Origin of the sequence: Brevundimonas sp., from assembly GCF_029945885.1 — a bacterium.
Taxonomy (GTDB): Bacteria; Pseudomonadota; Alphaproteobacteria; order Caulobacterales; family Caulobacteraceae; genus Brevundimonas.
Map to the genome: position 1 here is coordinate 97,435 of NZ_JAQSDK010000033.1, position 23,082 is coordinate 120,516.

Here is a 23,082-nt window from a genome sequence, read left to right on the forward strand (position 1 = left end):
TGCCCCGCCATGACATCTAGAACCGGTATTCCGCAGCGACCCAGACCTTGGTGCGATCGGGGAAGGCGACCTGGGCACCGTCGAAGCGGGCGGCCTTGATCTCGATGGCCCGACGCGGGTCCAGAACCAGCCGGCCCGACAGGTCGAGCTCCTGGCCGTATCGGCTCGATCCGTCGGCGTCGCGAATATCGTGCCAGGAGGCGGTCAGCGTGGCGCTGGTTCCGACGGGCGGGTGGGCGATGGCATGGCTGACCGTGGCGGACACATCGCGCAGCCCGTCCCCGGGCGTATTCAGGAACACATCCGCCCAGCCCTGGAAGGCGTGCAGGGTCGCCAGCGGGGTCTGGAAGGCCCGGGTTCCGTTGCCGTCCATCCGCTCTACGGCCAGGGTGCCTGTCAGAGACCCGCGCTTCAGGCCCGCGGAGACCAGTCCGTAGTCCAGGTCGAAGCTGGCGGGATTGCTGCCGTAGTCAGACTGGCGCGCATAGTCGACGGCATACAGGGCCGACCAGTCGGCAGACAGGGCGTGGCTGCCCTCCAGTCGCGCGCCCCAGGTCGCCGAGGATTGGGCCGGAGCATTGGAGAAATCGAGCAGATAGCCATAGGCCGTCAGCTTTCCGACCGGAGTCGGGGCCTCGACATTGATCAGGTGACTGTCGGAATTCCATTCCCCGACGGGGCTGTCGTTCCCGAAGATCCGGTGGACCCGATCGATCCAGACATAGGTCACCGTCATCGGCTTCAGGGTGCGGGTCGTCACCTTGACGGCGTCGAACGTCTGCTCGTTCTGACGGAAGCCGACATTGCCGACGAAGCGGGCGTTGCCGAGAATGATGCGCTGGCGGCCCAGGACGACCTCGGTGTCCGGGAGGCCGGTCCAGGTCAGCTGCAGGCGGTTCAGTTCAATCCCTTCCGGGTCGGCCACCACCGGATAACTGGCCGGACCGTGGATGGTGTCATTGTAGTCGTCGACCAGGGCCACGACCCCCTCACCCTCGACCAGCAGTTTGAACCCTGACCAGTCCGGGCTCTGCCAGCCAAGGCGCGCGCGGAGTGTTACGGCCGTGGCATCGTCAAGCCCGTCCTGACTGACCCCCTCGTAGCGCAGGCGGCTGTCGAACAGGATGTCGCCCGCTTGCGTCGAGGCGACTGCGGGGCCGGTGGCCGGGGTCTGGGCATGGGCCATGGCGGGGGCTGCCGCCAGGGCCAGGGCCAGCAGGGCGGGGCGGGAAAGGGTCTTCATCTCAATTTCTCCGGATGAGGGTGAAGGTCTTCACCGGCACCGTCAGTTTTGATTTCAGGATCGCCCGCACGCAGGCCAGCGCCGGATCACCGGAGCCCTGGGCAGCCGAGATCAGTCGGGTCCAGCTTTCGTCGCCGGCACCCTGGGCAAAGTTGGAAATCTCTCGCTGAACAAAGGTCGCGAATCCGATCCCGGCCGCTTCAGCGACTTCACGGGCCCGGGTGGCCAGGGCCGGATCGGCCTCGTCCAGCCAGGTCTCGAGTCGGGCCGCGACGGCCGCCTGGTCGTTCAGGAGGTCCCCGAGGGACAGGGCCCCGTTGGACACGGTGCCGTCGATGGTGACGCTGAGCGCCACGCCGCGTTCCCGGGCTTCGGCCGCAAGTCCGGACACATAGCGGGTCGCCGCTGCGGTCCAGGCGCGGCTTTCCAGATGGAGGGAGATCTGGGGCTGGACGTGTTCGAACGGCAGCCGTTGGCCATCGATCCGCCGGTCGAGGCGCAGGATGTGCCAGCCGAAGCGGGACTGGACCGGTTCGGTCGCTGTCTCGCCGGCCAGGAGCCTGTCCAGTCCGGCCTCGACCTCGGGGGCGAGATCCCCGGGCGAGAGTTGGCCGAGAGAGCCTCCGACTCCCTTGGACGGGCAGTCCGAGAGTGAGGCCGCCAGGGCCGCGAACCGCGACGGATGTTCAGCCAGTTCGGCAATGGCCGCCAGCGCGATCTCCCGGGCATCGGCCCAGGCGGCGTCGTCGGCACCCTTGGGCGCGCACAGGATGTGGGAGGCCTGGGTCAGCCGGGGTGTCCGGAACCTGTCCGGCGCGCCGTCATAGACCCGGCGACATTCGCTTTCGTCGGGGCGCTCGACCGTGATCTCGGCGTCGAGAACGGCGCGGACGAGGGCTTCTTCCGGCGTCTCTTCCCGACCGTCATCGTCCAGCTCTGCCTCGGCCTGCAGACCCAGTTGATGCGCCCGATCCAGCAGCAGGGCCTTGATGGCCAGGGCATGAGCGGCCGCGTTCCGGGCCGCCTCAGCCGTGGCGGCCGGGTGGTTCTGGGCCTCCTCGGCGACGAGACGCTCGGGGAGTTCCACCCCGTCGACAACGATGACGGCGTTCATTTGATGCGCTCCGCGGTACGGCGGGTCACCGGCATCGGGCGCTTGCTGCGCACCAGCTGCCAGCCCCGGCGGTTGAGGTACCAGACCGGTGCCGACAACATGTGGACCAGCCGGGTGAACGGGAAGACCAGCAGGATAGTCAGGCCGAGGGTGATGTGGGTCTTGAACACCCAACTGACGTCGGCAACGAAGCCGGCGCTGTAGGGGTTGAAGGTGAAAATGCCTTGGGCCCAGCTCATGAATTTGATCATTTCAGAGCCGTCCCGGTGTCCCAGCGACAGCGGTATGGTCGCCAGTCCCAGGCACAGCTGCACCATCAGGATCACCAGGATGGCGATGTCGCCGAAGCTGGAGGTGTTGCGGATTCGCGGATCAAACAATCTCCGGTGCAGCAGCAGCAGGCCTCCGGCCAGGCAGAAGACCCCGGCGACACCGCCCGCGACGATGGCCAGCATCTGTTTGAAACTGTGGGTGACCCCGAGGAAGTCCCATACGGCGACCGGCGTCAGCAGGCCGACGAAATGGCCGCCGAAGATAGCCAGGATGCCGAGGTGAAACAGCACCGAGCCGAGCATCAATTGCTTGCGCCGAAGCAGCTGGGACGATCCGGTGCGCCAGGTGTATTGCTCACGGTCGAACCGCAATACCGATCCGATCGCCAGCACAGCCATGGCGACATAGGGGTAAACCCCGAACGCGATGAAATTCAGGTCCATGACGGAAATCCTCAGGCAGCCGCGCCGGAACGGCGGCTCTTTTCTGGCGGTGGGGCGGCGTTCATCGCGGACAGGATGGAATCGGCCTTCGGACAGCCGACCTCTCCAGGTCCGAAGCTGACGGCCGTTTCTTCCCAGGACTTGTCGAGCGCCTCGAGGTCGTCTGGGTCCTCGTCCGGCTCCTGCATCAGGGCCGCTACGGCGTCGGTGTCGGGCACCGCATCGGCCAGATTCGACAAGGCTCCGAAGACGGCGCGATAGGGACTATCCCGCTTGTGCAGCCGCTCGGTCAGGGCGGCCAGCACGTGGGCCCCTTCACCAAGCAGGGAGGCCGCTTCAGCGTCCGGCAGGGTGGACAGGAAGTCCAGGAAGACCGGTAGGTGATCCGGCAGTTCCTTGGCCGACAGCTCGAGCCCGTAGGAGGCGTAGAGCTCGACCAGGGCGGCCATGGCCTGACCCCGGTCGCGGCTTTCACCGTGGATGTGTTCGTACAGGTTCAGAGACAGCGACCGGGTGCGGTCGAACAGCTGCACGAACCCCTCCTGCAGATCATAGAGATCGTCGTGTTCCAGCATCCCGGCCAGTTTCTCCAGCGACCGGACGATCGGATCGGGGACCAGGCCTTCGTTGCGGATGGCGTCGATGGCCTCGGGGGCGGCGGCCTGGATCTCAGCGGTCGGATAGCTGAGCATGAGCGCGAGGGCGCGATAGGTCAGGGCCATGATCAAGCCACCTCTGCTGTGGGTTTGGCGCGTGAGCGCTTGTCAGGCCCGAACAGGCCCAGCTCGGTGCGGCCGCCGGAGCAGCCGTTGCCGAAGGTGAAGCCGCAGCCGCCCCGGATGTCGAAGGAGTCCTCGGCGGTCTCTCGGTGGGTCGAGGGGATGACGAAGCGGTCCTCGTAATCGGCGATGGCCATGATCTTGAACATGTCGTCGATCTGCGCCGCGGTCAGACCGACCTTGGCCGCGAGGGTGTGGTCGATACGACCGTCGATGGTCTTGGCCCGCATGTAGGCCCGCATGGCCAGCATCCGCTGAAGCGCCAGCGTCACCGGGGCCTCGACGCCCGCCGTCAACAGGTTGGCGAGGTATTTGACCGGGATGCGCAGCTTGTTCACGTCCGGCATTTCGCCGTCCATCTCAAGCGCCCCGACGGCCGCCGCGTTCTGGATCGGCGACAGCGGCGGCACGTACCAGACCATCGGCAGGGTCCGGTATTCGGGGTGGAGCGGGAAGGCGATCTTCCAGTCCATGGCCATCTTGTAGACCGGGCTGCGTTTGGCCCCCTCGATCCAGGCATCGGGCACGCCGTCAGCCCTGGCCTGGGCGATCACCGCCGGATCGTGCGGATCGAGGAAGACGTCGAGTTGGGCCTGGTAGAGGTCTTTCTCGTCGACGCTCGCGGCCTCGCTGATGCGATCGGCGTCATAGAGCAGCACCCCCAGATAGCGGATGCGTCCGACGCAGGTTTCGGAACAGACGGTCGGCTGGCCGACCTCGATGCGCGGGAAGCAGAAGGTGCATTTCTCGGATTTGCCCGAGTCCCAGTTGTAGTAGATTTTCTTGTAGGGGCAGGCCGAGACGCACATGCGCCAGCCACGGCATTTGTCCTGGTCGATCAGGACGATACCGTCTTCTTCCCGTTTGTAGATCGCGCCTGAGGGACAGGCCGCGACGCAGGTCGGATTCAGGCAGTGCTCACACAGCCTGGGCAGGTACATCATGAAGGTGTTTTCGAACTCGCCGTACATCTCCTTTTCGATGTCGGCGAAATTGTAGTCCTTGGACCGCTTTGCGAACTCGCCGCCAAGGATTTCCTCCCAGTTTGGACCCCATTCGATCTTCTCCATCCGCTGGCCGGTGATGGCCGAGCGCGGACGAGCGGTGGGGAAATGCTTCATCTCCGGCGCGGTCTGGAGATGAGCGTAGTCGAAGTCGAACGGCTCGTAATAGTCGTCGATCTCGGGCAGGTCCGGGTTGGCGAAAATCTTGGCCAGGATGCGCCATTTCGGGCCCATCCGCGGCTCGATGTCGCCGTTCTTCTTGCGCCGCCAGCCGCCGTTCCAGCGTTTCTGGTTTTCCCAGTCCTTGGGATAGCCGATGCCGGGCTTGGTCTCGACGTTGTTGAACCAGGCGTATTCAACGCCCTTTCGGCTGGTCCAGACGTTCTTGCAGGTGACGGAGCAGGTGTGACAGCCGATACATTTATCGAGGTTCAGCACCATGCCGATCTGGGCGCGGACCTTCATTGGGCTGGCTCCTTGGCCTGAGAAAAGTCGCCGAGCGGCTCGTCGAGCCAGTCGACCTTGGTCATCTTGCGGATGATCACGAACTCATCGCGGTTGGAGCCGACGGTTCCGTAGTAGTTGAAGCCGTAGGACAGCTGGGCGTAGCCGCCGATCATGTGCGTCGGCTTGGGCACGATCCGGGTGACCGAGTTGTGGATGCCGCCGCGCCGGCCGGTGATCTGGGACCCCGGCGTGTTCACGATCTTTTCCTGGGCGTGATACATGAAGGTCGTGCCTTCACGGATGCGCTGGGACACGACCGCCCGGGCCGTGATGGCCCCGTTGGCGTTGAACAGTTCGACCCAGTCATTGTCGACCACACCGATACGACGGGCGTCGGTTTCCGAAATCCAGATGACGGGACCGCCCCGGTTAAGGGTCAGCATCATCAGGTTGTCGGAATAGGTCGAGTGGATCCCCCATTTCTGGTGCGGGGTGATGAAGTTCAGCGCGATTTCGGGCTCACCGTTCGGCTTCAGGCCCTTGACCGACAGGGTCTTCATATCGAGCGGCGGACGATAGACGCACAGTGCTTCCCCGAACGCCCGCATCCACAGGTGATCCTGGTACAGTTGCTGACGGCCGGTCAGAGTGCGCCACGGAATCCGCTCGTGCACATTGGTGTAGTTGGCCGTGTAGCAGACGTGCTCGGATTCCAGCCCCGACCAGATCGGTGAGGAGATGATCTTGCGCGGCTGGGCGACGAGGTCGCGGAACCGGATCTTCTCCTCCTCCTTGGGTTTGGCCAGATGGGTGTGGTCGATGCCGGTCTGTTTGGACAGGGCGGCCCAGGCCTTGACGGCGACTTCTCCGTTGGTTTCCGGGGCCATCATCAGCACGGCCTCGCAGGCGTCGACCACGTCGTGGATCGAGGCCCGGCCCTGGGAAACGCCCTCTTCGAGGACCTCGCCGTTCAGGGCCCTCAGCAGCTCAACCTCATGCTCGGTGTTCCAGGCCAGCCCCTTGCCGCCATTGCCGATCTTTTCCATCAGCGGACCGATGGAGGTGAACTGCTTGTAGAGGTTCGGGTAGTCGCGCTCGACGATGGTGATCTGCGGCATGGTGCGGTTGGGGATCGGCTCGCACTCGCCTTTCCACCAGTCGTGGACCTCGGACGCCTGGGCCAGTTCTGCCGGGCTGTCGTGCTGGATCGGGGTGAGGACGACGTCCTTTTCGACGCCGAGCACCTCGGGGCACACCTCCGAGAAGGTCTTGGCCAGACCGCGGAAGATGTCCCAGTCACTGCGGGCTTCCCACGCCGGATCCACGGCCGCCGTCAGCGGGTGGATGAACGGGTGCATGTCCGAGGTGTTGAGGTCGTTCTTCTCGTACCAGGTGGCCGTCGGCAGGACGATGTCGGAATAGACGGCCGTGGTCGACATGCGGAAGTCCAGCGTGACCAGCAGGTCCAGTTTGCCTTCCGGAGCCTCCTCGCGCCACGTCACCTCGGTCGGCTTCACGCCGCCGGACTCGCCCAGGTCAGCCCCTTGGACGCCGTGGCTCGCACCCAGCAGGTGTTTGAGGAAATACTCGTGCCCCTTGCCCGACGAACCGAGCAGGTTGGAGCGCCAGATGAACATGTTACGCGGCCAGTTGGCCGGGTCGTCCGGGTCCATGCAGGACATTTCGAGCGACCGGTCCTTCAGCGCCTTGACCGTGTAATCCTTCGGATCGACCCCGGCCTCGATGGCGTCACGGGCGACCTGGAGGGGATTGGTCTTCAGGGCCGGTGAGGATGGCAGCCAGCCCATGCGTTCGGCGCGGGCGTTGAAGTCGATCAGCGAGCCACCCCAGTCACCGGCGGGGGCCGTCGGCGACAGGATTTCGGCGGGCGTGACGGTCTCGTAGCGCCACTGGTTGGTGTGGGCGTAGAAGAAGGAGGTCGAGTTCTGCTGGCGCGGCGGACGGTACCAGTCGAGGCTGAAGGCCACGGGGGCCCAGCCGGATTGCGGCCGCAGTTTTTCCTGGCCGACATAGTGGGCCCAGCCGCCGCCGGACTGACCGACGCAGCCGCACATGACCAGCATGTTGATGACCGCGCGGTAGTTCATGTCCATGTGGAACCAGTGGTTCATCGCCGCGCCGATGATGACCATCGACTTGCCGTTGGTCTTTTCGGCATTGCCGGCGAACCCGCGGGCCACGGCGATGATCTGGTCGCGCGGGACCGAGGTCATGGCCTCGCCCCAGGCGGGCGAATAGGGCTCCGGATCGTCGAAGTCCTTGGGCATATGATCGCCGCCGAAGCCCTGGTCGACACCGTAGTTGGCCAGGAACAGGTCGTAGACGCAGGCCACCAGGGCCTCGCCGTCCTTCAGCTTCATTCGCTTGACCGGCACGTTGCGGACGAGGACGTCGGGGTGGTCGCTGGAGGCGAAGCCGTTGGTGGCAGTGTTGGCGAAATAGGGGAAGCGGACGCCGACAACCTCGTCGTGGTCGTCCTTCAGGCCAAGGCGCAGGCGGGTTTCCTTGCCGCCGGTTTCCTTCTCCTCAAGGTTCCATTTGCCGTCCTCGCCCCAGCGGAAGCCGATGGAGCCGTTGGGCACCACGACCTTGCCGGTGTTCTCGTCGAGGGCGACGGTCTTCCATTCCGGATTGTTGGTCTCGCCCAGGGACTTGCTGAAGTCGGACGCGCGCAACTGGCGCTCGGCAACCAGGCCGCCGTCCTGCGGGACCAGACGAACCAGCATGGGCAGGTCGGAATACTGGCGCAGGTAGTCGCGGAAGTACGGCACCTGCCGGTCGACGTGGAACTCCTTGAGGATCACGTGGCCGAAGGCCATGCCCAGGGCCGCGTCGGTTCCCTGTTTCACAGCCAGCCACAGGTCGGCGAATTTCGAGGCCTCGGAATAATCGGGGCAGATCACCGCCGACTTGGCCCCGCGATAGCGGGCCTCGGTATAGAAATGGGCGTCGGGCGTGCGCGTCTGCGGCACGTTCGAGCCCCAGAGCAGCAGGAAGCCGGAGTTGAACCAGTCGGCCGATTCCGGCACGTCGGTCTGCTCGCCCCAGGTCTGGGGCGAGGCCGGCGGCAGGTCGCAGTACCAGTCATAGAATGAGCCGCAGACGCCACCCATCAGCTGCAGGTAACGGGCCCCGGCGGCATAGGAGAGCATCGACATGGCCGGGATCGGCGAGAAGCCGAACACCCGGTCCGGCCCCCAGGTCTTCACGGTATAGGCGTTGGCCGAGGCGATGATCTCATTGACCTCGTCCCACTCGGCGCGGACGAAGCCGCCCGAGCCGCGCATGCTGATGTAGTCGGCCCGCGCCGCCGGATCATTCTGGATCGAGGCCCAGGCCGCGACCGGGGGCAGGGTGGCCCGCGCCGCGCGCCAGTGCTTGAGCAGACGCGAGCGGATCAGCGGGTATTTCACCCGGTTGGCCGAATACAGATACCAGCTGTAGCTGGCCCCGCGAGCGCAGCCGCGCGGCTCATGGTTGGGCAGGTCGGGCCGGGTGCGGGGATAGTCGGTCTGCTGGGTTTCCCAGGTGACGATCCCGCCCTTGACGTAGATCTTCCACGAGCACGACCCGGTGCAGTTCACCCCATGGGTCGAGCGCACGATTTTGTCGTGGCGCCAGCGGTTTCGGTAAGCTTCCTCCCAGCTGCGGTCATCGTCGTTCATGACGCCGTGCTTGTCCGAGAACAGCTCGGTCTTGCGTGTGAAGAAGGCGAGGCGATCTAGGGTATGGCTCATGATCAGACTGCCGCTTTGAGGGAGAGATTCAGGATCGAGCGCGGACGGGCGTAGTAGACCCAGTTGACGATCGCGCATGTCGCGTAGAAGGCGCTGAAGATGTAGAGGGCCGTAACGGGGCCGCCCGTTGCCTTCATCGAGTTGGCAAAGGCCAGCGGGATGAAGAATCCGCCGTAGGCACCGAGGGCCGAAGAAAAGCCGACGATAGCTGCGGATTCCAGTTCCGACTGTTTCCGGCGCTCTTCCGGTGAACCGTCAGGCATCAGGCGCGGCATATCAGTCCGCACGAGGGCCGGGATCATCTGGAACGTCGAGGCATTGCCGACGCCGGTCCAGAAGAACAGCCAGATGAAGCTGGCGAAGAACAGGTTGAAGGTCGGCTCGCCCCCGAAGGCACCGACGCTGTAGAGGACGCCCAGCACCCCTGCGATCAGGGCGTAGAAGACGATCTGGGTGACGTTCTGGCCGCCCCAGCGATCCGAGACCCAGCCGGTCATGGCCCGCGAGGCCGCGCCGACCAGGGGGCCGAGGAAGGCGATCTGCAGGATGTTGACGTCCGGAAACAGGGTTTTGCCCAGAAGGGGGAACGCTGCCGAGAAGCCGATGAAGGAGCCGAAGGTGCCGATATAGAGGTAGCACATCAGCCAGTTGTGCTGGCGCTTGAAGATTACCGACTGGGTCTTGAAGGAGGCCTTGGCCGAGGTGATGTCGTTCATGCCGAACCAGGCCGCAGCCGCTGAGGCCAGCAGGAAGGGGATCCAGACGAAGCCGGCGTTCTGCAGCCAGATCTGGCTTTCGACGCCGTTGCTGACGGCGACCTGGGGGGCACCGACGACGGGTGCGAACAGACCGAGCGTGATCACCAGCGGTACGGCGAACTGCATGACGCTGACGCCCAGATTGCCAAAGCCGGCGTTCAGCGCCAGCGAGTTGCCCTTTTCGGCCTTCGGATAGAAGAACCCGATGTTGGACATGGACGAGGCAAAATTACCGCCCCCCAGTCCGCAGAGCAGGGCGAGGGTAACGAACACCCAGTAGGGCGTGTCGGGGTTCTGGACTGCGAGCCCGATTCCCGCCGCCGGGATGACCAGCGACAGCGTCGACAGGGCCGTCCAGCGACGGCCGCCGAAGATCGGCACCATGAAGCTGTAGAAGATGCGCAGCGTCGCGCCTGAGAGGGCGGGCAGGGCCGCCAACCAGAACAGCTGGGAGGTTTCGAACTTGAAGCCGATCAGCCCGAGCTTGGCCACAACCATGGACCAGACCATCCACACCGAGAAGGCCAGCAGAAGGTTGGGCACCGAAATCCAGAGATTGCGGGCGGCGATCTGTTTGCCGGTTGAGGCCCAGAAATCGGGATCTTCCGGATGCCAGTCGTTCAGAACATGACGGGACATGGGTGTCTTTCTCTAGTTCGAGCGTGAGGAGGCGAGGGCGGCCTTGTCGGGTCCGACGCCGGCCAGTTCAGGGAATTCCGGGAGGGTCGCGAGGTCGGGGGAGCGTCGGCGCTCCATCCGGCGCACGGCCAGGTGCATCCAGAGCAGGGCTCCGGAGACGAGCAGGAACAGCAACATGAAGCAGCTGGTCCAGACGCCGGTCAGGTCGTTCAGGGCCCCGAAGGCGATCGGCATGACGAAGCCGCCGAGGCCACCAATCATCCCGACAAGGCCGCCGACCGAGCCGACGTGGTCGGGGTAGTAGACGGGGATGTGCTTGTAGACTGCGGCCTTGCCCAGGCTCATCGCGAAGCCGAGCACGAAGACCAGCGCGACGAAGGCCGGCAGGCTCAAAGCGAGTTTGAACTGGATCGGCCCTTCAATGCCGTCGACCACATAGGTCGTTGCCGGATAGGCGAGGATGAAGGCGCAGGCGGCGCTGATTGCGAAGGTCAGATACATGACCTTGCGTGCACCGATCCGGTCCGACAGCCAGCCGCCGAACACCCGGAACAGCGAACCGGGGATCGAATAGGCGACAGCCAGCATACCGGCCGCGCCGATCCCGAGGCCGTAGGCACCGGTCAGGTAGTGCGGCAGCCAAAGGGCGAGGGCAACGAACCCGCCGAAGACGAAGAAATAGTAGAGCGAGAAACGCCAGACGCGGATGTCCTTCAGCGGCGTCAACTGCATCCAGGCTGTTACAGGCTTTTCGCCGGTGCGACGGCGCTCGGCGACTTCCGGCTCATCCTGCGTGAGCAGGAAGGCGAGGATCGCGATCACCAAGAGGACGCTTGCCCACACCTGTGCCACCGCCTCCCAGCCGAAGGCCAGCATGACGAATGGGGCCGAGAATTTGGTTACGGCCGCCCCGACATTGCCGGCTCCGAAAATACCCAGCGCCGTACCCTGCCGGTTAGCGGGGTAGAATTTTGACACATAGGCGACGCCGACTGCGAATGCGCCGCCCGCCAGGCCGACGCCGAGCGCCGCAACCAGGAACTGGGCATAGGTCTCGGCATAGGACAGCAGGAAGGTCGCCGCAGCAGCCAGGACCATGACGATCAGGTTGACGATGCGTCCGCCGAACTGACCGGTCCAGACACCCAAGAAGATCCGCGACAGCGATCCGGTCAGGATCGGTGTGCCGACCAGAAGGCCGAACTGGGCCTCGGTCAGGCTGAGATCGGCTTTGATCTGGACCCCGATGATCGAGAAGATCGTCCAGACTGCAAAACAGGCGGTGAAAGCGAATGTGCTGACCCAGAGTGCAGATGTTGCCCCGGGGGCAGGCGCTTCGGAAACGGAGACCATTCCGGTCTTCTCCATCGAGCTGGGCCGCCGTCCGGCCCGTCTGCGATGTTCATTATCTCCGGTGCAGCGCGCGAAGATTGATCCTTGTCAATTCGAGGCTGCAGAAGGCTCTTTATATTGTGTATTTGACTGATAAACGTAAGCAAACAGACCCTGTTTGGGCCCTTGATTGCTTAAGGTTTCTATTGCGATTGATAAAGGTCAAATGGTAGGTCACTCTGAACGGAGGGCATATGCTTCTCGTTCTGATTCCTGCAGGCGAGGCCAAGCCATCCTGACCCAGATTCGGAGTCCATCATGACCATGCGCGAGTCCGACCTCGATCGGGTCAAGGCCCTGCCGCTGTTTTCGAAAACCTCGCCCGAGGTATTTCGGGACGTAACCGGCGGGGCCTTTCTCCAGCGCTTTCCGGCCGGGACGACCTTGATGATGGAAGGCGATACGGTCGACTTTCTCTATGTCCTGTTGGACGGCATGGTCGAACTTCAGGGCTCGTGGAAGGAGAAGGAGACCACGCTGGCGCTGTTGCGCCCGGTCTCGACCTTTATCCTCGCTGCGGTGGTCCTCGATGCCGACGCCCTGATGTCGGCGCGCACCCTGGAGCGGTCCGAGATCCTGATGCTCTCCGGCGAGGCCCTGCGTCGGGTCATGCGACAGGATGCCGACTTCAGCTTCGCCGTGGCCCAGGAATTGTCCGGTTGTTACCGCGGTCTGGTTCGTGCCGTGAAGAATCAGAAATTGCGCGGCGGCGTCGAGCGGCTGGCGAACTATCTCGTAACCCAGCGCATTCGCCAGGACCTGATCGAGACGATTGTGTTGCCGCATGAAAAACGGGTTCTGGCTTCGCTGCTGGGCATGACCCCCGAAAACCTGTCACGGGCGTTCGCCAGCCTGGCCAAGTATGGCGTGGTCGTGCGGGGTGGTGAGGTGACCCTGAACCGGCCCGACGCCCTCGAACGGCTGGCCCGCCCGTCGCCGCTGATAGACAATCACATGCCCCCTGCAGATGGCGTCGTCGGCAAGGCCGAGAGCGAGCGCTGGAGTTCGGCGACCGGGCGCAGCTGCGGCTACGTCTCGAGCTGATCAGCCGCCGAGCTGGGCCAGGTTCTTCAAATCTCCCGACAGGCCCTGGGCCAGCTGATGACTCCAGGTCTTGCCGGTCAGGCCAGAGACGATGCGAGCATTCAGAAGGTCGCGATCATCGTCATCCTGAAGTAGGTCGCGCAGATCGACGCCGCCGTCACCGAACAGGCACAGGCGCAGCTTGCCGCGTGAGGTCACCCGCAACCGGTTGCAGCTGTCGCAGAAGCCGGGCGAATAGGGAGCGATCAGACCGATGGAGCCGGCGTAATCAGGGTGACGATATTCGAGGGCCGGACCGGCATCGACGGCTCGCGGTCCCGCGATCCAGCCATTGCGATCCAGCCAGTCGCGCAGGCCCTGAGCCTTCACATGATGCGTGGCGAAATAGTCGTGATTGTCGGTGGTCTTCATCAGTTCGATGAACCGGACGGAGACGGGTCGGTCCCGCACGAAGTCGGCCCAGGCTTCGAACCCGGCCTCGGCCGTCTGGCGCAACAGCACGGCATTGACCTTCACGGCGGAGAAGCCCTCGGCAAGGGCCAGGTCCAGTCCGGTCAGGACCTGGTTCAGCTTGTCGTGCCCGGTGATCTGACGAAATATCTCCGGGTCGATCGAGTCGATGCTGATGTTGATGTGGCTGAGGCCCGAAGCGCGCCAGTCGGCGACATGACGAGCCAGGTTCCAGCCATTGGTCGTTACGGCGACCTTGGCGACGCCGGGTGAGGCCGCGACGGTGCTGATGATGTCGTTGAAGTCCTTGCGCACCGTCGGCTCACCGCCGGTCAGACGGACCTTGCTGAGCCCGAGGTCCGAAAAGCCCGCGACCAGACGTCGAATTTCATCGACGGACAGAAAGGACAGCGGTCCGCTCTTCTTCCAGCCGTTCGGCAGGCAGTAGGTGCAGCTGAAATTGCAGACCTCAGTCACAGACAGACGGAGATAGTGAAACCGACGCCCGAAGGTGTCGGCCGCGGGGGCGGCATCGAGTGCCATGGAAGCTCCTTTCCAATGCGGGAGGCGAAGGGATTTCTCCCGTCGCCCTCGATCCTTGCGGACCCGGCGACCGGGCCATGGCGTGATGCGCTGTAGACCGGGCCGCTCGGAGCGAACTCACCGTGAGGCATAGGCCTTCATCCCGCCATTCACTTTGATGCGGGCTCGGTAGGGGCTTGATGAAAATCAAGATCGATCCCATGGCCGTTGCACTGATCGACGACCCGATCATGCTAGGCATTAAGGATGGCGGGCCGGGGAGACTGGCCAATGGGGAACCTCGACCGATGAGGCAGGCAGGAACTGGTTTGGCAAGGCGCGAGGGGCTGATGCTGCTCGCCGCGTCCGTCCTGACAGCCTGCGCGCCGAAGGGGGCAGGGAAGACACCGCCGATCGACCTGTTCGCGGCGGCCAGCCTGAGAGAGGTTCTGGATGCTCTGGCCGCCGACCATCTGCAGCAAACGGGCCGAACGGTTCGGACTACCTACGCCGGTAGCGCCCAGCTGGCCCGTCAGATCGAGCAGGGGGCACCCGCCGATCTGTTCATTTCGGCGGATGAGGCGTGGATGGACTGGCTTCAAACGCGCGGCCTGCTCGAGACCGGCACTCGACGCCGGGTCGCGGGGAACGCCCTGGTGCTGATCGCCCCTATCGGCACCTCCGACGAATCCATGGACCTGACCTCAACTTCGGCCCTCGAGCGACGACTGGGGGATGGCCGACTGGCCGTGGCCGATGCTGGCGTTCCGGCCGGTCGCTACGGCCGGCAGGCCCTGACCCATCTGGGACTGTGGCCGACTGTCGAGAGCCGGCTGGCACCCGGAGATAGTGTCCGGGCCGCCCTGGCCCTGGTGGCGCGCGGCGAGGCCCCTCTGGGTATTGTGTATGCGACCGATGCGCGGGCCGAGCCGCGGGTTCAGGTAATGGCGACCTTCCCGGCCACCAGCCACGTGCCGATCGTTTATCCGGCCGCGCGGCTTCGACGTGCGCGCGGTGGTGGTGATGCGAGGGCGGCACAGGCCTTTCTCGATCGGATGTCCAGCGCTCAGGGGCAGGCGGTGTTCCAGCGGTTCGGCTTCATCCGGCTACCGTCTTGAGCGCGCCTGCATGAGTCCGCTCAGTCCTGAAGAACTGCAGATTATCGGCCTGTCGTTGAAGGTCGCCCTGACCGCGACGGTGTTCAGCCTGCCGCCGGGGATCGCGCTGGCCTATCTGCTCTCGCGCTACAGTTTTCCCGGTAAGGCGCTGCTATCGGGCCTGACTCATCTGCCGTTGATCCTGCCGCCGGTGGTGACCGGCTACGCCCTGTTGCTGCTGTTCGGTCGCAGCGGGCCGATCGGCGGCTGGCTGGAGCCGTTGGGGATCGTGTTTGCCTTTCACTGGACCGGGGCGGCGCTGGCGGCGGCGGTGATGGGGTTTCCGCTGCTGGTGCGGGCTGTCAGTCTTTCGTTTGACTTGATCGACCCCCGGATCGAGCGGGCGGCCGAGACCCTCGGGGCCGCGCCCGCGATCCGGTTCCTGACCATCACCCTGCCTCTGGCCCTGCCGGGGATTGCCGCTGGGACTGTGCTGGCCTTTGCCAAGGCGCTGGGCGAGTTTGGGGCCACCATCACCTTCGTCTCCAGCATTCCGGGCGAGACCCGTACCCTGCCTCTGGCCATCTACAGCCTGACCCAGGTCCCCGGTGGCGAGGCGGCGGCGCTCAGGCTGGTGCTGATCTCCGTCGGAGTGTCGATCGGGGCCCTGCTGGTCTCGGAATGGGTCGCCCGGACGGCCGCGCGTCGGGTCGGGAGGACGGCATGACGCTGGAAGTCTCGGCCCGGATCGTCCGCGATGACTTCTCTCTTGAGGTCAACTTCTCAGCCGACGACCAAATCACCTGTCTGTTCGGCCGCTCGGGGGCCGGCAAGACCTCCGTGGCTGAACTGGTTGCCGGTCTGATCCGGCCTGATCGTGGGCGGATAGCCCTCGCTGGGGACGTCCTGTTCGACAGCGACGCCGGTGTGTCGGTCCCGAGCTGGAAGCGGCGCATTGGCTATGTGTTTCAGGATGTGCGTCTGTTTCCGCACATGACAGTGCGGGACAATCTCCTGTACGGCGCGCGCCGGGCGGGCGACATCAGTCCCGCGCTGGATCAGACGGCGATCCTGCTCGGTCTTGACGGTTTGCTCGAACGTCGACCGGGATCCTTGTCGGGCGGCGAGGCGCGTCGCGTGGCGATCGGACGGGCCCTGCTAACCCGGCCGCGCCTGCTGATCCTCGACGAACCCCTGTCCGGACTGGACGGCGCGCGACGCGGCGATCTTTTGCCGTATCTCGATCGGCTGGCCCGGGACGGTCCGCCCATCCTCTATGTCAGCCATGCCGTTGACGAGGTGGCGCGTCTGGCTGACCGGGTGGTGTTGGTCGGAGACGGTCGGACGCTTGAGGCGGGGCCGCCGGACGAGGCCTTTGATCGCCCGGAGGCCGAGGCCGCCGCCGGGTTGAGCGCGCCCCTGTCGATCCTGAACGGACGCGTAATCACGCATGATCCTGCGGGAAATGCCACCCGCATAGACCTGGCCGGGACACCGTTTCTGTCGCCGCTTCTGGACCTAGTGCCCGGCGAACGGGTGCGTGTCATCGTCGACGCTCGCGACGTCGCCCTGGCCCTGACCGACCCAGTCGAGGCCAGTTTCCAGAACCGGCTGCGGATGCGGATCGCCGCGCTGGAGGCCCGCCCGGATGGCGTGCTGGTTCGCCTTGAGGCAGGGGCGCTGAGACTGAAGGCCCTGATCACCCGACGGGCATGCGAGCAGCTGGCGCTGGAACCAGGGCGTGAGGTGATCGCCCTGGTCAAGGCCACCGCCTCGGCGCGCTACGCCTGAGTCCGATCAGCCCCGGCCCAGTCTGGGAGTCAGCAGGATCGGCGCGTAGCTGATGACGAAGGCCAGGAAGGCTGCGGACCAGAGCCCGACGGAGGTGATCAGCAGCGGATGGTAGGCGACCGGTATCAGGCCGCCCGCCACGCGGGTCAGGGCCGCGGCATTGATCAGACCATAGATCAGGACCTCGGCCGTTCCGGCGGTTAGCGGCCGTCCGGTATGACCCCGGCTGGAGCGGGTCATGATGGCCAGGGTCATCACCCCTATGGCCCCGGCGGTCAGGGCATGGACCCCCACCGAGGGCAGAACCTGGGTGGGTGCGACGGCCGCCAGCCCGAGCAGGACCAGACCCGTAGTCAGCCACAGATAGCCGAGGTGTAGGATCGCCACGAGCGGCTCGGCCAGGGTCGCCTCGCCACGCCACCGGGCCAGTCGGATCAGGTTCAGCACCCCGGCCGCCAGCAGGATCATGCCCGCCGTCGGATACGCCGGGGCAAAGCTCCAGGCCAGCAGCCCTGCTGCTGTGACGATCAGGGTCATCGTGTCGAACCGGCCGGTAACCGCCGGTAGCGGGCCGCCGCGCTTGAGCTGCCAGTTGCGGGTGAAGCTCGGGGTCACGCGACCGCCGATCAGGGCGATCATCAGGGTCACAACCGACAGGCCCAGACGGGTGGACAGATTGGCGACGCCGCCGGCACCGGCCTCGAGGTGAAAACCCGCGTTGGCGAGGGCCAGCACGGTGACCATCATGGCGACAGGCAAATTGCGCCAGTTGCGCCCGGCCAGGACCTCGCGCCAAACCACCGCGGCCATGACGAACAGGAACAGGCTGTCGATGGCCGCGGGCCAGGCCGCCGCGGCGACATCTGCGTTCAGCGCCACGGCCAGCATGGCGGCCCGTCCCGCCAGCCACAGGCTGAACAGCAGGGCCAGCGGCAGCCCGACTACCGGCAGACGACCGGTCCAATTGGGAACGGCGGTCAGCAGAAAGCCGACGATGATCCCGCCCGCGTAGCCAAACAGCATTTCATGGACATGCCAGCCCAGTCCCACCGGTCCGCCGTTGAGGAAGGCATAAACCCAGAGTGGCGCGGCGATCGCGGACCACAGGGCGGAGAACAGAAAGAAGGGTCGAAGGCCGATGCTGAAGACGGCGGGGCCGCGATAGGCCCGGATGGCGGCGGCTGTGCTCATGATGGGTTCCGTGGAAATGACCGTTCCTGAATAGGCGTTCGAAGCGGCCCCGGCCTTGATGGATGTCCTGTCGCTTCATCGCCTTGGTCAAGGGGGTTGTGCGAGACGTCCGACCCACGCAAAAGCGCTTGCTGCGCCAGGGCTGACCGCTCGAGCAGCTCGCGCCAGACCGGGATGGCGATCGCCTCGTCCAGGCCGAAGCGCCGGGCAGCACCCCGGACGCGCTCGAGAATGGCAGCGATCCGCTGCGGATCACGAACGCCGTCCGGGCCGCATTTGAGGTGCGCGATGTGCGCGACCTGACGTTGGCGGGCGGCGATGAGTCGCACTAGAAGGATATCAATCCGGTCTATCCGCGCCCGCCGGACGGACAATTCCGGACGACTCATACGGCTGACCTTTCACCGATCGCGCGGGCCCCGGCGGCACCATGGAGATAGCCGCTGACCAGAGGACCCGGCGGCCCCAAGGCCTCGACGCGACGGGCCAGTTCGTCCGCCGCGATATGCCCATCTGCATAGAGCCGGAACGCTTCGGCCACGGTGACCATGTCGAGCGTATGCGGGGACAGGCGCAGGGCTGAAATGCCCGCCTTCGTCAGTGTTTCGACCGATACGTCCACCAGTTGGCATCCGTGCGACAGGGTCTGCAAACCGTTTACGGCGAGGAAGTCCTGCCCCTCGACCGTGGCCACATCCATGCCGTCGGGATGACGGTCGCAGACATAGCGGCAGGCGTCCCGGTGCAGGCCCTCCATCCTGGCCTGGGCGCAGCGGCTCGACAGCGCCAGCGGCAATCGGCCGAAGGCGAACAGCTCCAGGGTCAGGTCAGGACAGGCGCGGGCGATCTCGCTGATCGAGGACAGCGACAGTTCGATATTGGCGCACAGGCGCACGCACCCCAGTCGCATCAGTTCGGCCGCAGCCGGGGCGCTGTAGACGTTCAGCAGCGGCCCGGCGACGAAGGGGGCGGGGGCCCGGCTCCAGACCGCCGACATATCTCCGGCCTCGATCAGATGGTCGGGATCGGCGACCAGATCCACCGCCAGCCGGCGTTCCCTCGGCGTGGCCGGCAGGGCCAGCGTCGACCAGATCACGGTCTTGCCGGCGTCCTCCAGTCGTTCTGCCGACCGCGCCAGGGCGTGCTGGAGCAGGGGTTGACGCTTTCCGCAGACCACCTCGCCCAGATAGACGGACCTGACAGGGGCCTCGTCGGCAATCCGGGCGTAGAAAGTCTCGACCCGCTCCGGGCCCCAGTTGAACAGCAGGGGGCCGATGGCCAGTTCCATCGGAGCGCTCATCGCCAACGCTTCCTGTAGGCACCGGTCGTCTCGCGTGCGCCTTCTGCGAGGTCGTTCAATAGGGATTCATAGGGGGCCGGGGATTCGCCACGCCCGATCGCGTCGATGGCGGCGCGGAAGGCGGCGGTGACGCGCGCCACATAGGCTCTGCCCCTCTGGCGACCTTCGATCTTGACAGCGGTGATCCCGGCACCGGCCAGACCGGCCAGGAGGCTCATGGCATTCAGGCTGACCGGATCCTCGAACAGATAGCCGGCCTCGTCTGACGTGCCGCTGCGGAACCGGCCCTTGCACAGGGTTGGATAGCCGCCGGCCTCGCCCGCCGGCAGACGGTCGACAGCGAATCCGGAGAGCCGGGTGGTGCGTTCGCCGTCGGCATCGCTGAAGCTCACCGCTTCGGGCGGGGAGCAGACACCCGACAGGTTGGGCGAGCGCCCCGACGCATAGGACGACAGGGCACAGCGACCCTCGGCCATGACGCACAGGCCTCCGTAGACGAAGGCCTCGGTTTCGACGGTGATCTCCCGGGACAGGGCCTTGATCTCCTCGACGCTGAGAACCCGCGGCAGGACGACGCGCTTCACTCCGTATTCGCGCGCGTAGAAGGCAATGGCCTCGGGGGTGCCTGCTGCGGCTTGGACCGACAGGTGCAGGCGCAAGTCGGGATGCTGGGTGTGCATGTGCGACAGCACGGCCAGGTCTGCGGCGATGATGGCATCCACGCCCGCCAGAGCCGCCGCGTCCGCCGAGGCGCGCCACAGGTCGGTGGCGTCGGCCCGGGCAAAGGTGTTGAGTGCCAGCAGGACCCGGGCTCCGCGTTCATGAGCCCAGTCGGTCGCGGCTCGCAGTTCCTCGGGCGAGAAGTTCAGCCCCGGGAAATTGCGCGCATTGGTCTCGTCGCGGAAGCCGCAATAGACACTGTCGGCTCCGGCCTCGACCGCCGCCTTCAGCATGGCCGGTGACCCGGCCGGGCAGACCAGTTCGAGCGGCGGAACCGACGCGGCGATCATGCCCGGACCTCCGGTTCGCGCCAGCGCCGGACGATGGACAGCACGGTCTGCAGCGGCGGGTCGAACTGTCGTGGAAGGCCCAGAATGTCCGCCATCGTCAGTTCCGAGGCCTCCAGCGCATTGTGCAGGGCCAGGATGGCAGCGGTGTCGCCGTCGACGTCGATGCAGCGCTGAAAGAAGGCTCCATCGGCATCCCCGCGTCCGTCGAACAGGGCCAGAAGCGTCAGCAGTGGACCGCTGATCCGCGCCGAGGCGTCGCCGGGATCGTCGGTCGGGCGCACGACGCGGATCGAACCGGTTTCACCGTCCGGTCGCATCTCGAAGGCGACGGGCAGGTCCACCGGGCTGATGCGGATGGTGGCGTGACGTACCGGGCCTAGCCGGTCGAAGGCGTCGGGCTGGCGACGGGCGATACTGCGCAGCGAGGCCGTCAACAGAAGCTCGACCGGTCGCCGGGCCCCATAGAAGACGTCCGTCCACGACCGGGTAGTAGGCGGACGGCGCACCGGGGCTACCCGCATCGGGAATAACCGCAGTCGAGACAACTGTCGCAGCCCTCCTTGCGCACCAGTCCGGGCGTTCCGCAGCGGGGGCAGGCAGAGGGGGAGGGGGGGGCTGCCGTGACGGTCTCCCGGGCCGTTGCCGGTGTCGGTTCGACCGCTGTCGGATCGTCGCCGGCCGTCAGGCCGAGATGGCGTTCGATCACCGCCCCGATGGCCGCCGGCAGGGAGGGTGTGTAGCGCCCCTCCATCCAGGTGCCGCCGCCGGGATCGAACACGGCCTTCAGCTCTTCCGCCACGAAGGAGACATCGCCGCCGCGCCGGAACACAGCGGAAATCATCCGGGTCAGGGCCAGGGTCCAGGCGTAATGGGCCATGTTCTTGGAGTTGACGAAGATCTCGAACGGCCGCCGCTCGCCGCCGTCCTCGTCCTCGGAGTCATTGATGGTGACGTAGACGGCATGAGCGTCCAGCGGCCAGCGCACCTTGTAGGTCGCGCCCTCCAGCCTGCCCGGTCGCGGCGTCAGGACCGGCGCGGTCGGCGCTGTGGCGGCCGGGGTAGTCGGCGCGACGCTGAGCACCGAGCCCGTGATGGCATTGGGTCGATAGGTGGTCAGCCCCTTGCAGCCCATCCGGTAGCCCTGGCGATAGACATGGGAGAAGGCGTCGAAAGGAATGTCTTCCGGACAGTTGATGGTCTTGGAGATCGAACTGTCGATCTGGGTCTGGGCCGCCGCCTGCATCCGCAGATGATGTTCGGGGGTCAGGGTCTGGGCGCTGACGAAGGCATTGCCCGGCGCGCTCTCCAGCGGGGCATCCGCCCCCTTGAGCCGATGCCAAAAGGACAGGGCATAGTCCTCGACCGCCTCGTCGCGCTTGCTGCCGTCCGGCTGCAGGACCTTGCGGTTATAGGCGAAGGCGAACACCGGCTCGATGCCAGACGAGACGTTCCCGGCCAGCAGGGAGGTCGTGCCGGTCGGGGCGATCGAGGTCAGGCAGCCGTTGCGAAGACCGTGGCGGGCGATCAGCTCGCGGGTCTCCGGATCCAGCCCGGCCAGATTGGGCTGCTCCAGCATGATCGGGTCGTAGAGCGGGAAGGGGCCCTTCTCGGCGGCGAGTTCAGCCGAGGCCCGATAGGCCTCCCGGCGGATCACACCCAGCCAGCGTTCAGTCAGGGCTACGGCCTGGGCCTCGCCATAGCGTGCCCCACAGAAGATCAGGGCGTCAGCCAGTCCGGTCACGCCCAGGCCGAGGCGGCGCTTGGCTTTGGCTTCGGTTTCCTGCGCGGGCAGGGGAAAGCGCGAGATGTCGATGACATTGTCCAGCATGCGAACCGCTGTGCGGGTCAGGGCACCCAGCTCCGCTTCATCCATGGCCGCGCCGGCTTCGAACGGGGCGGTGACCAGCCGGGCCAGGTTGATCGACCCCAGCAAGCAGGCCCCGTAGGGCGGCAGCATCTGCTCGCCACAGGGGTTGGAGGCGGAGATGACCTCGCAATGGGCCAGGTTGTTGGCCGCGTTGACGCGATCGATGAAGATCACACCCGGTTCGGCCGCGTCAAAGGTGGCGCGCATCAGCCGGTCCCACAGGTCTGCCGCCGGGACGCTGCGCCGAACCTCGCCGTTGAAGACCAGGGGCCAGTCCGCGCCCGCGTCGAGGGCGGTCATGAAGGCGTCCGGAACCAGCACCGACAGATTGAAATTGCGGAACCGGGTCGCCTCGCGTTTGGCATTGATGAAGGCTTCGATGTCTGGATGATCGATCCGCAGGCAGCCCATCATCGCCCCGCGCCGCTGGCCCGCGGACATGATGGTGCGGCACATCGAGTCCCAGACATCCATGAAGCTGAGGGGCCCCGAGGCCTCGGCCCCGACCCCGCGAACCGGGGCCCCGGACGGGCGCACGGTCGAGAAGTCCATGCCGACCCCGCCGCCCTGCTGCATGGTCACGGCCGCTTCGCGCAAGTGCTGGAAGATGCCGTCCAGATCGTCGGGCACCGTGCCCATGACGAAGCAGTTAAACAGGGTCACCGACCGGCCGGTTCCCGCCCCGGCCAGGATCCGGCCTGCGGGCAGGAAGCGATAACCTTCCAGGGCCTCCCGAAACCGGGTGCGCCAGCGTGCGCGTGATTTGGCGGGCTCGGCCTCGGCCAGGGCTGTGGCGACCCGGTCCCAGGTGGCTTCGACGGTCTTGTCGCCCTCGCCGTCGATTGGCTTGAAGCGGTATTTACTGCTCCAGATTTCTCCGGCCAGCGGATTGTCGAACGCCATAGTCTGTTCCCCTTGAAAGCGGTGGTCAGACTCGGTGATTCCCTGCGGCGTGCGGAA

Annotated in this window: 19 protein-coding genes and 1 riboswitch; of the genes, 4 read left to right on the forward strand and 15 right to left on the reverse strand. The window is 65.7% G+C overall.

All coding sequences use genetic code 11. The annotated features are described in order from the left end of the window. Positions 1-16: 16 nt before the first annotated feature. Genes PSV00_RS12305 through PSV00_RS12340 form a run of 8 tightly spaced genes read right to left on the reverse strand, consistent with a single transcriptional unit; the run spans position 17 to position 11,811 of the window. Entirely contained in the window at positions 17-1,243 is a 1,227-nt protein-coding gene (locus tag PSV00_RS12305; RefSeq protein WP_300447632.1) for a hypothetical protein, read from the reverse strand. A 1-nt stretch (position 1,244) separates the two neighbouring features. After that, positions 1,245-2,357 carry a peptidylprolyl isomerase gene (locus tag PSV00_RS12310; RefSeq protein WP_300447635.1) on the reverse strand — a complete coding sequence of 371 codons (1,113 nt, stop codon included), beginning with the start codon at positions 2,355-2,357 and terminating at the stop codon, positions 1,245-1,247. Beyond that, positions 2,354-3,073 (reverse strand): respiratory nitrate reductase subunit gamma, encoded by a 720-nt coding sequence (gene narI / locus PSV00_RS12315; RefSeq protein WP_300447637.1) that lies wholly within the window; start codon positions 3,071-3,073, stop codon positions 2,354-2,356. The genes PSV00_RS12310 and narI overlap by 4 nt, the downstream gene beginning before the upstream one ends. A gap of 11 nt (positions 3,074-3,084) precedes the next feature. After that, positions 3,085-3,795: a nitrate reductase molybdenum cofactor assembly chaperone gene (gene narJ / locus PSV00_RS12320; RefSeq protein WP_300447639.1), complete on the reverse strand. Its 711-nt coding sequence runs from the start codon at positions 3,793-3,795 to the stop codon at positions 3,085-3,087. Positions 3,796-3,797: 2 nt separating this feature from the next. Beyond that, a complete protein-coding gene (gene narH, locus PSV00_RS12325) occupies positions 3,798-5,321 on the reverse strand; it encodes a nitrate reductase subunit beta (protein WP_300447641.1) in 1,524 nt (507 codons plus the stop codon). Then, positions 5,318-9,061, reverse strand: a complete 3,744-nt coding sequence (locus PSV00_RS12330) for a nitrate reductase subunit alpha (RefSeq protein ID WP_300447642.1) — start codon at positions 9,059-9,061, stop codon at positions 5,318-5,320. Before PSV00_RS12330 ends, narH begins: the two co-directional genes overlap by 4 nt. A gap of 2 nt (positions 9,062-9,063) precedes the next feature. Beyond that, the gene (locus tag PSV00_RS12335) at positions 9,064-10,458 is read right to left on the reverse strand and encodes an MFS transporter (RefSeq protein WP_300447644.1); all 1,395 of its coding nucleotides are present in this window, start codon (positions 10,456-10,458) and stop codon (positions 9,064-9,066) included. Positions 10,459-10,470: 12 nt separating this feature from the next. Beyond that, positions 10,471-11,811 (reverse strand): nitrate/nitrite transporter, encoded by a 1,341-nt coding sequence (locus PSV00_RS12340; RefSeq protein ID WP_300447646.1) that lies wholly within the window; start codon positions 11,809-11,811, stop codon positions 10,471-10,473. 303 nt (positions 11,812-12,114) lie between these two features. Here PSV00_RS12340 and PSV00_RS12345 point away from each other — a divergent pair, with 303 nt between their 5' ends. Beyond that, the gene (locus PSV00_RS12345; RefSeq protein WP_300447707.1) at positions 12,115-12,894 is read left to right on the forward strand and encodes a cyclic nucleotide-binding domain-containing protein; all 780 of its coding nucleotides are present in this window, start codon (positions 12,115-12,117) and stop codon (positions 12,892-12,894) included. Here PSV00_RS12345 and moaA read toward each other — a convergent pair whose 3' ends face one another. Then, positions 12,895-13,887 carry a GTP 3',8-cyclase MoaA gene (gene moaA, locus PSV00_RS12350; protein WP_300447648.1) on the reverse strand — a complete coding sequence of 331 codons (993 nt, stop codon included), beginning with the start codon at positions 13,885-13,887 and terminating at the stop codon, positions 12,895-12,897. Further along, a riboswitch (molybdenum cofactor riboswitch) is annotated at positions 13,877-14,011 on the reverse strand. (Overlaps the previous gene by 11 nt.) Before the next feature lie 55 nt (positions 14,012-14,066). Here moaA and modA point away from each other — a divergent pair. The 3 genes from modA to modC are packed head-to-tail and all read left to right on the forward strand — an operon-like array spanning position 14,067 to position 16,754. Beyond that, positions 14,067-14,984, forward strand: a complete 918-nt coding sequence (gene modA, locus PSV00_RS12355) for a molybdate ABC transporter substrate-binding protein (protein WP_300447650.1) — start codon at positions 14,067-14,069, stop codon at positions 14,982-14,984. A 10-nt stretch (positions 14,985-14,994) separates the two neighbouring features. Further along, the gene (modB, locus tag PSV00_RS12360; RefSeq protein ID WP_300447652.1) at positions 14,995-15,690 is read left to right on the forward strand and encodes a molybdate ABC transporter permease subunit; all 696 of its coding nucleotides are present in this window, start codon (positions 14,995-14,997) and stop codon (positions 15,688-15,690) included. Continuing rightward, positions 15,687-16,754, forward strand: coding sequence for a molybdenum ABC transporter ATP-binding protein (gene modC, locus PSV00_RS12365; RefSeq protein ID WP_300447654.1), 1,068 nt, complete (start codon positions 15,687-15,689; stop codon positions 16,752-16,754). Before modB ends, modC begins: the two co-directional genes overlap by 4 nt. Positions 16,755-16,760: 6 nt before the next feature. On the opposite strand, the gene PSV00_RS12370 is transcribed toward modC, so the two are convergent. The 6 genes from PSV00_RS12370 to PSV00_RS12395 are packed head-to-tail and all read right to left on the reverse strand — an operon-like array spanning position 16,761 to position 23,025. Continuing rightward, complete coding sequence (locus tag PSV00_RS12370) at positions 16,761-17,945, reverse strand: NnrS family protein (protein ID WP_300447656.1); 1,185 nt, start codon at positions 17,943-17,945, stop codon at positions 16,761-16,763. Beyond that, a complete protein-coding gene (locus PSV00_RS12375; protein WP_300447658.1) occupies positions 17,942-18,334 on the reverse strand; it encodes a chorismate mutase in 393 nt (130 codons plus the stop codon). Before PSV00_RS12375 ends, PSV00_RS12370 begins: the two co-directional genes overlap by 4 nt. Beyond that, positions 18,331-19,245 carry a U32 family peptidase gene (locus PSV00_RS12380; RefSeq protein ID WP_300447660.1) on the reverse strand — a complete coding sequence of 305 codons (915 nt, stop codon included), beginning with the start codon at positions 19,243-19,245 and terminating at the stop codon, positions 18,331-18,333. Before PSV00_RS12380 ends, PSV00_RS12375 begins: the two co-directional genes overlap by 4 nt. Next, complete coding sequence (locus PSV00_RS12385) at positions 19,242-20,255, reverse strand: peptidase U32 family protein (RefSeq protein WP_300447662.1); 1,014 nt, start codon at positions 20,253-20,255, stop codon at positions 19,242-19,244. The genes PSV00_RS12380 and PSV00_RS12385 overlap by 4 nt, the downstream gene beginning before the upstream one ends. Beyond that, the gene (locus tag PSV00_RS12390; protein WP_300447664.1) at positions 20,252-20,776 is read right to left on the reverse strand and encodes an SCP2 sterol-binding domain-containing protein; all 525 of its coding nucleotides are present in this window, start codon (positions 20,774-20,776) and stop codon (positions 20,252-20,254) included. Before PSV00_RS12390 ends, PSV00_RS12385 begins: the two co-directional genes overlap by 4 nt. Next, positions 20,767-23,025, reverse strand: coding sequence for an adenosylcobalamin-dependent ribonucleoside-diphosphate reductase (locus tag PSV00_RS12395; protein ID WP_300447666.1), 2,259 nt, complete (start codon positions 23,023-23,025; stop codon positions 20,767-20,769). Before PSV00_RS12395 ends, PSV00_RS12390 begins: the two co-directional genes overlap by 10 nt. Positions 23,026-23,082: the final 57 nt, after the last annotated feature.